At 34.5% G+C, this 12,990-nt stretch carries 12 protein-coding genes; all 12 read right to left on the reverse strand.

The annotated features are described in order from the left end of the window. Window positions 1–51: 51 nt before the first annotated feature. The 12 genes from AC00Y6_RS09380 to AC00Y6_RS09435 all read right to left on the reverse strand — a co-directional run bounded on the left by AC00Y6_RS09380 (window position 52) and on the right by AC00Y6_RS09435 (window position 12,971). Entirely contained in the window at window positions 52–1,974 is a 1,923-nt protein-coding gene (locus tag AC00Y6_RS09380) for a putative porin (RefSeq protein ID WP_474490359.1), read from the reverse strand. Window positions 1,975–2,184: 210 nt separating this feature from the next. Beyond that, window positions 2,185–3,321: a glycosyltransferase gene (locus tag AC00Y6_RS09385; RefSeq protein WP_474490360.1), complete on the reverse strand. Its 1,137-nt coding sequence runs from the start codon at window positions 3,319–3,321 to the stop codon at window positions 2,185–2,187. A gap of 2 nt (window positions 3,322–3,323) precedes the next feature. Beyond that, the gene (locus AC00Y6_RS09390; protein WP_474490361.1) at window positions 3,324–4,241 is read right to left on the reverse strand and encodes a glycosyltransferase family A protein; all 918 of its coding nucleotides are present in this window, start codon (window positions 4,239–4,241) and stop codon (window positions 3,324–3,326) included. Continuing rightward, window positions 4,228–5,409 carry a glycosyltransferase gene (locus tag AC00Y6_RS09395; protein WP_474490362.1) on the reverse strand — a complete coding sequence of 394 codons (1,182 nt, stop codon included), beginning with the start codon at window positions 5,407–5,409 and terminating at the stop codon, window positions 4,228–4,230. The genes AC00Y6_RS09390 and AC00Y6_RS09395 overlap by 14 nt, the downstream gene beginning before the upstream one ends. A gap of 15 nt (window positions 5,410–5,424) precedes the next feature. Beyond that, on the reverse strand, window positions 5,425–6,450 hold the full coding sequence (locus AC00Y6_RS09400; protein WP_474490363.1) for a glycosyltransferase family 2 protein: 1,026 nt from the start codon (window positions 6,448–6,450) through the stop codon (window positions 5,425–5,427). Then, window positions 6,447–7,256: a glycosyltransferase family 2 protein gene (locus tag AC00Y6_RS09405; RefSeq protein ID WP_474490364.1), complete on the reverse strand. Its 810-nt coding sequence runs from the start codon at window positions 7,254–7,256 to the stop codon at window positions 6,447–6,449. Before AC00Y6_RS09405 ends, AC00Y6_RS09400 begins: the two co-directional genes overlap by 4 nt. 1 nt (window position 7,257) lies before the next feature. Further along, a complete protein-coding gene (locus AC00Y6_RS09410; protein ID WP_474490365.1) occupies window positions 7,258–7,815 on the reverse strand; it encodes an acyltransferase in 558 nt (185 codons plus the stop codon). Between the two features lie 56 nt (window positions 7,816–7,871). Further along, the gene (locus AC00Y6_RS09415) at window positions 7,872–8,879 is read right to left on the reverse strand and encodes a glycosyltransferase (RefSeq protein WP_474490366.1); all 1,008 of its coding nucleotides are present in this window, start codon (window positions 8,877–8,879) and stop codon (window positions 7,872–7,874) included. Window positions 8,880–8,884: 5 nt separating this feature from the next. Continuing rightward, window positions 8,885–9,955 carry an acyltransferase family protein gene (locus AC00Y6_RS09420; RefSeq protein WP_474490367.1) on the reverse strand — a complete coding sequence of 357 codons (1,071 nt, stop codon included), beginning with the start codon at window positions 9,953–9,955 and terminating at the stop codon, window positions 8,885–8,887. Then, entirely contained in the window at window positions 9,955–11,109 is a 1,155-nt protein-coding gene (locus AC00Y6_RS09425; protein WP_474490368.1) for a glycosyltransferase family 4 protein, read from the reverse strand. Before AC00Y6_RS09425 ends, AC00Y6_RS09420 begins: the two co-directional genes overlap by 1 nt. An 18-nt stretch (window positions 11,110–11,127) precedes the next feature. Then, the gene (locus AC00Y6_RS09430) at window positions 11,128–11,976 is read right to left on the reverse strand and encodes a capsular polysaccharide synthesis protein (RefSeq protein WP_474490369.1); all 849 of its coding nucleotides are present in this window, start codon (window positions 11,974–11,976) and stop codon (window positions 11,128–11,130) included. Window positions 11,977–11,996: 20 nt separating this feature from the next. Then, window positions 11,997–12,971 (reverse strand): glycosyltransferase family 2 protein, encoded by a 975-nt coding sequence (locus tag AC00Y6_RS09435; protein ID WP_474490370.1) that lies wholly within the window; start codon window positions 12,969–12,971, stop codon window positions 11,997–11,999. Window positions 12,972–12,990 lie beyond the last annotated feature (19 nt).

Here is a 12,990-nt window from a genome sequence, read left to right on the forward strand (position 1 = left end):
AAAAATAGCGGGAATGGAGGGCGGAAAAGCTGCCATAATGATTCTATCCAATTAATTAAAAAGATACCAAACAATACCAATATTCAGTCGGAAATCATAGACTGGATAGTAGGGCGCCGCAAATGATTTGTTCTGCATAAAGGTTTGGTTGATATGCTGCCCTTCTACATAAAAAAACATTCTTTTGACCTTCATATTCACGTAGACATCGGCAATAGGCTGCCCGCCAATAGAATAACCATTGGCACCTGGAAGGATATATTCGTTGAGGATAGGCGAAAATGCACGAGACGCAAATTTGGTAAAATAATACAGTTTTACACCCGCCTGTATGGTAGCCGCTTTTTTGAAAGCCGGAGCCTGATAGTACAAATTAACCCTGCCAATAAAATCTGGAACAGGCAGGAGGTCCTTATTGCTCAACACTTGTTGAAATAATGCCCTGCCATTGAGATGAAATCTTCCAAAGCCTGCCGTAGCTTCGCCACCAATCTGTGACATATTAAGCGAAGACGAACTCTGTTGAGGCTTGGCATTGCTATCAAAATAAGTATAGTGATCTATCCTGTAATAGTCTGCGAAAACCTGTGTATCCAACCATTTTGCAAGATGCAACGTCCCTCCCAGTTGTGTTACCGCCTCATTGTCCGGGTTTTGCAGATTGTAATTGTAATTGACATAATGCGAGGAGTTCATCAAATAGTTGAAACTGGGATAAGCCGATTGAAAATTAAGCCGCGCTTCTACCAAATAATCTTTAAATGGTTCAAAAACCAGGTTGTTGGTTGTCTTGATATAGTTGCCAAACTCCGAGCCTTTTGAAATTTCCAAAAATGATTTGAGTTGGATTTTGTCAAGTAGTTTGATTTGCAAATTCCCTACAGCACCCAATCTCTGCTCCTTGAAATACCCAGGAATCCCCATTACTGGATAGGCATTCTTATTACCCAAAGTAATGTACTGATGCCTGAAGCCTGCGTCCAGCTTAAACTTATCATTATCCCAAACCAGACTGAAAGTATTGCTGAGATTGTCCGAAAATTTTTTGTTGGTTAATGGGAAATTATCAATACTCTCCGAATTAAAAAAGGCCGTATTGGCTGCAGATTCGGAAAAATAATATTTATTGCCTTGATGAAAAATTGTGTGCCTTAGTTTGAAAGGATATTTTGTCGGGTCAAACGGTGATAATTCCTGACTTAAGTAATATCTTCTGTAGGCCAACCGGGACTCGGCACCAGAAAGATTGGTTTCTATATTCTGGCGGTTGTTAAACCTAGAATCTCCACTAAGGAAGACATCCAGTCCCGCGATGCCACCACTTTCCTGATTGTTGACATTCTGATGGATATAATGGGCATAAGCCTCATATTTTTTGTTTTTCGAGATATAATGGCCGCTGAATATGGTATTATTACTCGCTGCAAGGCTATTCCTATATAAGCCTTGTGAGCGCAGACCCATATATTCTATTGCAAAGTTGAAATTCTTGCCAATGTTTTGGGTGTAGGTTGTCTGAAGCTGACCTCCATTCCGCATGGCGTTGTTATAGAAAAATGTTGTGGTAGGTGTTTTGACATCATAATAGTTGATATCGTTTTCCCCCAGAATAAAAAAGGATTTATTTTCGGGAAGCAGACTCAGGTTAGCCTCTGGATTTTTGCTGTAGAACAAATTTTGAAAACCAGAGCCAATGTTAGCATACTGAATTTTGCCGAAGTTGTCTTTTTTATTGTATTGCGTCACCACGTAGGAGCGCTCTATATTGAAGGCTGTATCAAACTGTTTCCTGTCTGTAAACCTTTGTTTCACAAGATAATCATTAATGGTAGGTTTATAGATTTGCAAAGAATCCTTCTCCCCGGAGTCTACCTTTAAGGTATCGGAAGGTAGTTTGTTGGTATTCGTTTTATTAAGCTGCTGCGCATTCATCATGAGATTCAAAGCCAGCAACAGCGCAAGAATATATTTCATCAAGGAAATTTGAGTACAAAAATACTAATTCTGTGGGAATAAAAATTGCTAGATGACAAAGCAGATTTTTAACCATCCAGCTTTTAAGAATCTGAGTGCATATCAACGTGAATACCTCGTAAAAATAGATACTTTAGTTTAACATTTTTTATTGAGTATCTATATCATTACAAAATAAATTGTGATAATAAATTAGAATCACTGAAAAATCTAAAGGAGTTCTTTCCATTGTCTTATCGCGGACTCTTTTTTCCATCTTTTTGCATCTTTATAAGCCGAGACATTAAGTTTTTTCAGCAACTCTGGATCTGAAATTAAATTTCGGAGTGTTTCAACATACGATTTTTCATCATGCAGCGGAATTAAAAATCCATTATTATAATTAATGATTTCTGCCGGGCCATGCTCACAATCATAAGCCAACAGTGCACAACTGTTAAACACGGCTTCTACTAAGACCAATCCAAAAGGTTCATTTTTAGATGTTAAGCAAAATATTTTGGACTCTGACATGGTTTGCATCACCTCATCAAATGAGACTTTACCTAAAAGCTGAACCTGATCTTCCAGATGATTTTCATTTATAAAACTCTTTGCCAAGTTCATCTGAACACCATCACCAATCAATTTTACAGTCCAATCTTTTGGTAAATCCACTTTTTGGATGATCCGCAGAAAACCTAACACATTTTTCTCGGGATGCAAATTGGCTGCAAACACAATTTGATTCTTCTTATGCTCAAATGAGACAAAAGGTAGATTGTACAACTCATCATTCATAAGGTTGTAAATTAATTCCGTTTGAGCTCCTATGGACTGGAAATAAACTTGAGACTTAGAAGTGATGGATACAACTGCTTTCAATTTTTTTGAATACCATTGTCTCAATGTTCCCCAAAGAAGGCCACCACCTTTGAAATTGTTATGCTCCCATCCTATCGTTTTATAATTGACATTTTTATTAAGTGACAGCCCTGCAGACAATTTGTACATACAACTGATGATTCTATCATATTTATCAGCGTTGTTATTCATCCATTGATCTAAGGTTTGGTAAGCTCCAAAATCGTACAAATAACCTTTTAGTTTATTTTGAAAAGGCAACCATCGCATATATTTGTCCAGCCATACACAGATTTTGCTGAAAGCCCAATGATCAAATGTGTCAATAAATTCTAATTTAACACCCTGATCTACTTCATAAAAAGGCTGATGAGGAGCCATTAACAGTAAAATGGTAATGTCATAATCTGTAGAAACAGAATTAACCAAATCTGTCAAAACCCGATTGATCCCACCAGAACGGTTCATTTTGTAATAGACAAACAGCAGCTTTTTCTTTTCCATTGTTACATTTTATTCTTTCTATAATAGAGGTAGGATAACGGATAAAGCACAAGCGAAAGACCTCGGAAGACTTTAAGTTTTTTTTGCATATCAGCAAAGCTCCTACTATTGCCAATGGCATAAGCCTGATATCCCATCAAATTTCTGACTAACGCTTTGGGATAACTCAGCAATTGATGACCATAGGAATTGATAAAAGATAAATGCCCTTCCATCAAACCAAAGGTATTTTTCCCGGTCCATCGTGTATTGGAAACCGATGACGCATCGTCTTCATCAAAATGATATATTCTCACAAACATGTTGACAAACCTGGTTTTGTAGCCCGCCGCATCATAGGTATTGAAGAAAACACTTTGTGGAATATAACCTTTACCTACATAAGGTGAATAATCGAATTGACTCAGCAACTTCTGATACGTCTTGCTGATGAAAATGCCAAATTTATCACCCCTTACTTTGTACTGATAGCGCATTTGCAGAATACTTCCATCAAAACCGTCTCCTGGATACAGATGCCCAACAATTTGCCCGTCCGGATACTGTGACAATCCCATGACTGCAATATAATTATCCTGATTTTTGATTCCCTGCGCTTCCTGAAAAAGGATTTCCAAAGCATTATCGGGATAAGAATCATCCGAATCCACGACCATGAAATATGGTGTTTTCACTTTTTCCACGCCCTTGAAAACAGTAATGAATTTATGTTGATTGCTATGATAATGATATTCTATAGCCAACTTATTTTCTGATTGAAAGCCTTCTACCAAAGCCTTTGTATTATCTGTGGAGCCATCATCCATAATTAACCAGATAAAATCTTTGAAACTTTGCTTCTTCAACGATTCATAAACCCTGGATAATGTATGTGCCCGGTTATAGGTTGGTGTAATGACGGTAATTTTAGCCTCGCTCATTGTCAAGTTTTAATTGATATTGCTGTTCCAGAATTTCAGTGACCCGATTATATATCTTTTGTGAATCCAACTTTTTATAAGATTCTTTCACGTTTTGTTTAATTTTTTCTAACAATTCTGGATGAGTAAAGACTTTTTTCATCGCGTTATAAATCTCTTCTTCATCATCGTTTACCAAAATCCCGTCAACACCATCTTCTATCATCTCGGGGATGCCTCCCACATTGGTGCTTATGATAGGTTTTTCCAAGGCTAAAGCCTCGTTAATAACTAATGGATAAGCCTCTGATCTTGTTGGCAATACAAAATAATCAGCATTTTTGATGTATGGGTAAGGATTGATTTTTGTACCTAACAACTTAAATGATCCCTCAATGCCCACTTGACTGATTTGTTGCATCAAATTAGTTTTTTCCTCTCCATCGCCTAAAACCACAATGCTATGCTCAAAACCTTCATCAATTAACCGGCGATGAATGTTGATCAAATTATGATAACCCTTTCTGCTGTGTAAACGGCCAACAGAACAAAAAACCGGCCTTTTAAGCTCTTTATAATTGACTTGAAAATCAGAAGCCTTTTCTTTAACCTCATCGGCATGGATGGCGTTGTACACCACCGAACTACTTAGGTAAGTGACATTATAATAGGTTTCGATCACATTTCTGATATGTGCCGCGCAGAAAATAACATGATCAAAATTCTTCATTATCTGTACTCTTGATCTTGCTCTATCCTGATTGACATCATAGGTCACATCTGTATGAAACCAGGCAATTTTCCGCGAATTTTTATTCGGTGAGTTGAGCACCATATCAAACTCCGCATAACTCGAAGCGATTTCGATGTCGTATTTTTCTGGGACTTTTAGCTTGTACAGAACGGAAGGGAATCTATCATAAATTTCCAGCTTCACCCGTCGCCAAATCAATTGCAATTTCTGTAAAAAAGGATTAGAACTCATCTGCTCTTTCCCTTTTTCTACAACAATGAGTTTTATATCAACCGGAATCTCTTTGATTAATTCGCCCTGATACAAATTAAGCATGAGTGTCAAATCAAATTTATCCTTGGGTAAGTTTTGCAATATATCCAAAATCACCCTCGGAACGCCGCCCATTTCCAAAGAACGAAGCCTGAAGAGGACTTTTATTTTCTTATCATTCATATTTTCACATTGCCTTTATTCTACTTCTGCGCCTAAGTTTCGGTATTGCTGGCGGAATTTCTCTGCCCAATTAAACCATTCTGAAAATTGAGCATCGGGATGATTTTCTTGATCTAAAAACTTTTTAATATACTCATCAGAAAAATCTTTCGGATAGTTTTGCATGGCATCGAATCTGTTGCTTAGCCAGGCTTCGTTTAAGATATAATTCATCCGGTTGACATCAAAATGATTGCCGTATTCATGATAAGAACCTGTTGCCGAGGATTTGAAGGTTGTTTTTAGCACCTCTTTATTCGTTCTGGCAAAAACAGCATTTTTATTCTTATGATACCAAGCTGCTGCATTTCTCAGCTGTTGTTTTTCGTCCACTTTACCTTTTGCATCCTCCCAAATAGAAAGCCAATAATCTTTTTGATACAGCCCCATCAGAATAGAATTGATGCCCCAATACTTACGTTTCGTTTCGTTATCAACTAAGCCTAATTTGTACAAAATGGTAAACAATTTATATTTATTGTACATGAATAAATCCATTACCATCTTATTGGACGTCCATAACTTAACCGGTTGACTTTGACTGATATTACCCGACAATTTATTAATTTTTAAAGCTTTGTCATCAGAATAATTCCCCAGCCAACCTAATTTTAGCAGTGGGACTGAAAATGATTTCATATCATTAATAACATCATCAATATTTAATGTTTCTGTAAACCAAACATCGTCTTCTGTTACCAGAACATACTCTGATGAAGATTTAACTTCATCAAACCATAAATCTGTCGGAATGGTAAAACCATCTATTTTTTTGCCTTTTGTAATATGATCTTCAATCGCTTGGATTTTATCCCCGTATTGATCAGAAGTTATAATTTTAGCCTTAGGAAATTTGGTTTTTATGCTTTCAAGATACTTTGCAGGGGTGCCATCGTCTAAAATTTTGATCTCAAAATTACCTTGTATACAAGAATAGATGGACCGCAAACAACGTTCTAAATAATAAGGCCGATTGAAGGATTTGATAACAATTGAGGTCATAAAATTTTTCTAACAAGTTTTTTAAAAATTGTATTTTCCTTTTTAAAAATAAATTTTGCAAGATCATCAATCTCATCAATTTTTCTCCCGTAAAGCTTTTTAAGACCTCGTCTCTCACATGTCTCTAATAAAACCTGATTCCAGTCGGCTTTTTGTTGTTTTGTTTTATTTTTATTTTGAGAAATACCATTAGTATGAATTCTATAATAATATTGTATCGAATCTATATATTCAAAAGTTCCTATATCATACAACTTTAGATATAAATCTTGATCTTCAGAAATTAACAATTTTGGGTTAATACCTGTCGTTTTATTATAGGCCGATCTTTTAAAAGAAAAAAAATGAGCCACTTCAAAGTTGATATTGAAAAACGTTTTTTTATTATTAGGTGTTTTTCTAGTTAATTCAAAATTACCAATATCCTGAGAATTACTGTTTATCAATTTTATTTTTGAGTAAGTAGCAATGATATTAGGATTCGCTTTATATACATCGATAATTTCCTCCAAAGAAGTTTCCGAAATCTTATCATCCGGATCCAAAAAACCACAAATGTCACCGAAAGCTTCTTCTACACATCTGCGTTTTGTAAATCCTACTTTTTTATTCTCATGATTTTGGAACAATTTTATTTTATCATTGTGCTTAGCCAATTCTACAAGCTTTTCATACGAATCATCTGTGGAACAATCGTCTACAATTATAATTTCATAATCCTGATAGGTTTGATTCAGAATTGACTGATAACATTCCTGAAAATAATTCCAATTATTATAATGCGCTATGAGAATGGAAAAAGTCATCTTAGATTGATTTTATTAGATGTTCCTGTTTGTTCACAATAATAGAATTTGCCGGAATATCCTTATGAATCACACAGCCTGCACCAATAATAACATTATCACCAATGGTAACATCTTTTAAAATAACGACGTTGGCACCAGTCCACACATTATTTCCCAATCTAATAAAACCTGTATTAAAATCTGTTTTAGAAACACTGAAGGGGTTTTTACTATACTGATGATTATGATCAAAAAGTTTCATTCCTTCTCCCAAGATACAGTTTTCTCCAATGGTGATTTCTCCCAAACAAGCAATCGTTGCTCTTGTAATGTAGGTATTTTTACCCACGGAAAACTTGGCATTTCCTTTAATTGTCAGATAATTAGACTCATTAATCATGACCTGATCTCCAATGTTGATTTGTGCTGATGAGGAGATGTCGTAATAATTATTGGCTCCTAATTTGAAATTTGACGGTACATTGGATTTGGGATTACTTCTGAACGATTGATAAGCCGACTCTTTTTTAGCTTTTTGAATAAGTTGATCCAGAAGTAGAAAAAATTTATAAAACATATGATTGAGATCTGTTGTTAGTTTGTTTGATGAATACCTGTCTGTTATCAATTCTGCTAAGAATCCTTATGCATTTCTATGAAACTTTCAGTCCACTTTTTCCATCTTTCAGCAAATTCTTTATTTTTCTTTTCTACTAAAATGTTATAAATATACTCTTCAGAAAAATCATCAGGATAATTCTCATATTCATCAAACTGATCCTCTAACCAAAGTTCATTGAGGATGTAATTGAACCTGACTAAATCAAAATTTTCTTTAATATTAAAGGCATTAAAAGATGCGGATGACCGATAAGACGTTGCCATTACACGAGTGGTCATCAAAGTATATTTGTTCTTCCCTTTATGTGTAAATGCCCAATCTACAGCATTTTTCAGTTGTAATTGTTCAATCACCCTTTTGTATTGATCTTTCCAAAGAAACTGAAGATAATCCTTTCTGTACATTCCCATGGGAATATCATACATGACCCACAATTGCATTATCCATCTTTTTGGCAGTAATTTATATTGCTCCATAAAATCTCTAATATTAAAAGTGTTATTAAGCAGCAGGCTATAAAATTTCTTTGATTTGATGATAAAATGAGGCTGATGAGAAGAAATAGTATCTGTCAATCTATGATAAGGGATTATATCCGAATCTTTTTCCAAGATGCGCCCTAATTTAAGAAGTTGGATATCATAATTTTTCATCTCTTGCGCATAATACAACATATCAAAATCCTCTATAAACCAAACATCATCTTCTGTCATAATTAGTATTTCTGAAGAGTCGGCTATAGCATCGTACCACAAATCTGTAGGTATTCTAGTATCTTGATATTCTTTTACGCCTTTCAGGTGATTTTCAATTTTTTCAATTTTTTCATCCCTATATTTAGAAAACCTAAAAGTTACCTTCGGATATTTTTTTTGGATTTTATCAAGGTATTTTTGAGGTGTTCCATCATCCAAAATTATAATTTGCAAATTTTCTAAACCAATCACTCTTTCGTAAATACTTCTGAGGCAACGATCTAGAAGATGTGGGCGGTAATAGCTTTTGATAAGAATAGTCATGTAATCTAGATAGACAGTTTGTTTCTAATTTTATTTTTGAATGGTATTTCTATCCATTTAAATGAAAAATGTGCCACCATTACTAAGACAATAAATGATGTGAAAAATACGACATAAGGATTAACAATATTAATTGCTTTAAATATTTTTAATGATAGATCATATACAGAGCCTTGTAGCAAGTATATTGCAAAACTTATTTCGCCCATATAAATGAGAAATTTATTTCGAAAGAATTTAGTTAAAAATCCTTGATTGGCAGAAATCAAACTTATTAATATTGCAAAATTAATTGCCAAAAGGCCATTCTGCACAAACATATTACGTAAATAATAAATCAACAATAACGTTATTAATGCAAAAAAGATTATAAGTACATCATATTTTCCTTGAATATTTGTATAATTCATTACAAAATATTTCCCGAATAATAACCCTATACAGAATTGATTTAAATGTAAAAAAGGATTAAAGCGTAAAAATGAATTCTCGATTGAAAATGGAGTATGATTAAAAAATGGAGATAAGAAAAACCAATTCATCACAATTTGACAAATCAACCAAAAAGAGAGTATGACAAAGCTTACAACTTTTAAACTATTCTTCTGTATAAAATTTTTAAATAAAATTGGGAAGCATATATAGAAAAAAGCTTCAACAGAAATAGACCAAGATACCAAGTTTAATGAAAGTGCATCTTGAGGAATCCACGCTTGGACTAAAAAAATATGTTCTAATAATATAGTTATAGGAGGAAAATGGTAATATTCCAAATAATTTAATGAAACTAATATAGAAACTATAATTACTGTTATAGAACTAAATATATGAAGAGGATATATTCTTGCAAACCGATTGATATAGTAAGACCTTGAATTTACCAAAGGCTTATTACCATAAGCTAACATCATGACGAATCCTGACAATACATAAAAGTAACTGACACCTAGATCAAAATTGTTTTTAATCTGTTCAATAAACTTGATATTCGTTGTAAAAATGCCATGATGATAATGAAAAAAAACGATAGCAACAGCTGCTATAAAACGAGTAAACGTTAATTGAGATGTGTTCATTATTTTTTTAATTGATTAAACATATTTTCCCAAATTCCCATTATACTTCGTAGTTGATAACGTTTTGATATACTTGCGGCTTCCTCTGACATTTGCTTTCTTAATGTTGGATTCTCAATCAACAATTTCAATTTTTCCGCCAATGTTTTTACATCCTGTGGCTCTACCAAAAATTCTGATAACCGGCTATCTCCCATCATTTGCCTTGGTCCGTTTTTACATTCAAAGGCAACAGGAGCCAAGCCACATGAAAGTGCCTCTACAAGTACCAAAGGAAATCCTTCAAACCGCGAACTCAGTGCAAATATAGAGTGTACAGCGAATACTTGGTTGATGTCTTTTCTCGGTGGGCAGAGGTTGATACTGCTTTCCAAATTTAAATCTTGGATTTGTTTTTTCATATCCTCTTCCAGCTCGCCACTTCCGTAGATATCCAACTGCCAGGCGGGGAACTCATTTGCCAGTAACGCCCATGCTTCTATCAGATAATTGAACCCTTTTTGATAGGTGTAGCGCCCAACGGCCAGTACTTTTTCTATATTATAGTCCGCTTTAGTTGGTTCTATTGTAATAGGATTTGGGATATTGGTGACATTGGTAAAAAACTTCGCCCATTCCTCCTCATCCTGCTGTGTAAGTACCACAATACGGTCGTATTGATTAAGTGTTCTTTGAAACATGGCCGTCTGAATTTTCATCTTCAGATTTTTGAGTGTCCATTTTGCTTTTAGTTTTTGGCTTAATGGTGTAATATCAAAATGGAAATGGTACTCCAATATTTTTTTGCTCCCGTCTTTGATAAGTGACAAAAACTTATGTTCTGCCCCAAAGTACATCGATATAGCTATGTCGGTTGGGTTATCAAACAAAAATTTTTCTACCTTTTGGCGATAAGTCTGCATAAAGGTTTTATACTTTTTCCTTTTTTGCCAGTAGCCCAAACCGTTCAAATCCCTGGTAGGATCCGGGATATTAAAATGAACCATCCTGATCTTATCACTAAACTGAAAGAATACAGGATCATCAAACTGACGATAGGTGATGATCGTAACCTCATGATGAAGGACATCTGCCAAATAATTAGCCTTGACATTCAGCATGCGTTCTGTGCCGGCAGAATCTTTAAGATTCGGAAAAAAATAAACAATTTTCATTCAATCAACTTATGTAAATTATCTGTAGTTGTCTAATACAGGTAAAAGATTTTTGTCGTGCAAAATATGTTTATTATACTTAAGCACAATTGGATGGAAAACCTGAACAAGATAAAAATATGGAATAAATTTTACAATATTAGCATTATAACAGTCACACAACTCATCCATCCTACGATGTACTTCATAATACCATTCGGTAGTCACAGGAGTATTTGGTTTACAAATAAATCCACAATTTCCTATTAGTAGTGGTGTATATCTTGTTAAATCTTTATGTATCAAATTTTCTGTGCTCAGCATCATATCATAATCTTCATATACATTATTCTCAATAAACCGGTGTTTTGCCGGCGCAATACCTCCATGTAATAGTTCCGGATAACCAATGGCATATTGATCTTCCTTATTATTCAATTTCTTAAAAGCAGGTTTCCAAGAATGAGCAAAAGGTTTGATATCTGCGTAACCACCACCATAATGGTGCATAAAATAACACCTTAGATAATCTGAACGCATTGTGAGACTCAACAGCTCATAACCTTTATGGAGCGGAAAATCAGGCTTAATATATTCTGGCAGATTCTGTGGCGTTATCAGTTTTACAGGAACTCCGGCATTCTTCTCAAGGGCTTGAATGCCTTTTTCTCGGTTTTCGGTTAAAGGATTGTCTCCTGTCCAAAAACAATAAATAACTTCTGGCGCTTTTTCCCCTGAGTAATCAACTGGATAATCATTGGCTAAAAAACTATAGGGATATTTTTCTTTCTTAAAAGTATAGGAATATCTACCTTGCTTTATATTTAATAAAACCTGGTAGGCATTTGGAAACCTTTCCCTGATTTTCAGTGCTATTTTGTTGAGCATTGTGTTTTTTTCTTATGTGTTTATTTAAGTAGCTGTTTTATGCTGTATCTCAAGTAATGTTTATAAAGCCTGAAAGTTGTTGTATCTTCAAACATTTGAGTTTTTAAAATTGTTATAAAAGAACCTCTAAATATATCCCTAAATGTATGGTCTTTTGACCACCAATCGAGCATCTCTCTCTTTTTTACCGCCAATTTTTCTTTTTCAAGATCAACTAACTTTAAAGTAGAAAAAACCACATTCGTTACTTCTAGCAATCCCTTTTGTTTTTTTTCTATGCTTGGATAATTGCGTGTTGACTGTAGAGAATGGCGAAAATAGTTCAATTTTTCTTTTCCCCTGAAGTAAACATAAGCCTTATCTTCTGAAAGAATACTGTTCCAAAACAACCAATCACCGGCCTTTTTATAGTCAAGCACTTTATCGATATGATTGATTCCTAAGTCTTTTTTGAAAAGAACAGCACTTGCATTTACTATAAGGCATTTGTTAAGCATAAAATCCTTGACATAATCCTTTCCATAATAGTAATGACTGTCTAACCATAAAGTGGGGTGAGCGTATCCTGCATATTCAGTAAAAGATTCTTGTATTTCTTGACCATTCTCATCTACATACAGCATATCGCTGTAAGCCATTGCCACGTTTTCTTTTTCGGCAAATACCGAAACCATTTTTTCCAGAAAAGTGACATCTGCCCAGTCATCACTTTCTGCGATCCAGATTAATTCACCTTTTGCCAATTCCAAGCCTTTTTTCCACTGTCGAAAGGTGCTGCCTGAGTTCTCTTTATTATAAACCCTGTGTGTAATCCTATAATCCTGGTAAGAATCGAGAACTGGCACACTGTTATCCTGTGACAAATCATCTAACAAAATAACTTCAAAATTCTTATAGGTCTGATCAAATATAGAATCCAACCTTTGCTTCAAGTACTTTGCATGATTATAGTTTGGGACAATTATCGATACTAAAGGATTACAAGACATATTCATTGTTATGGTTAAAAATCTT

It is taken from the genome of Epilithonimonas sp., from assembly GCF_056329745.1.

Bases quoted from the DNA above. Each gene is read 5' to 3' on its own strand.
- AC00Y6_RS09420 (WP_474490367.1), bottom strand. From the start codon at position 9,955: ATGAACACATCTCAATTAACGTTTACTCGTTTTATAGCAGCTGTTGCT.
- AC00Y6_RS09415 (WP_474490366.1), bottom strand. From the start codon at position 8,879: ATGACTATTCTTATCAAAAGCTATTACCGCCCACATCTTCTAGATCGT.
- AC00Y6_RS09385 (WP_474490360.1), bottom strand. From the start codon at position 3,321: ATGGAAAAGAAAAAGCTGCTGTTTGTCTATTACAAAATGAACCGTTCT.
- AC00Y6_RS09405 (WP_474490364.1), bottom strand. From the start codon at position 7,256: ATGACTTTTTCCATTCTCATAGCGCATTATAATAATTGGAATTATTTT.
- AC00Y6_RS09430 (WP_474490369.1), bottom strand. From the start codon at position 11,976: ATGCTCAACAAAATAGCACTGAAAATCAGGGAAAGGTTTCCAAATGCC.
- AC00Y6_RS09435 (WP_474490370.1), bottom strand. From the start codon at position 12,971: ATGAATATGTCTTGTAATCCTTTAGTATCGATAATTGTCCCAAACTAT.
- AC00Y6_RS09400 (WP_474490363.1), bottom strand. From the start codon at position 6,450: ATGACCTCAATTGTTATCAAATCCTTCAATCGGCCTTATTATTTAGAA.
- AC00Y6_RS09395 (WP_474490362.1), bottom strand. From the start codon at position 5,409: ATGAATGATAAGAAAATAAAAGTCCTCTTCAGGCTTCGTTCTTTGGAA.
- AC00Y6_RS09425 (WP_474490368.1), bottom strand. From the start codon at position 11,109: ATGAAAATTGTTTATTTTTTTCCGAATCTTAAAGATTCTGCCGGCACA.
- AC00Y6_RS09390 (WP_474490361.1), bottom strand. From the start codon at position 4,241: ATGAGCGAGGCTAAAATTACCGTCATTACACCAACCTATAACCGGGCA.
- AC00Y6_RS09410 (WP_474490365.1), bottom strand. From the start codon at position 7,815: ATGTTTTATAAATTTTTTCTACTTCTGGATCAACTTATTCAAAAAGCT.
- AC00Y6_RS09380 (WP_474490359.1), bottom strand. From the start codon at position 1,974: ATGAAATATATTCTTGCGCTGTTGCTGGCTTTGAATCTCATGATGAAT.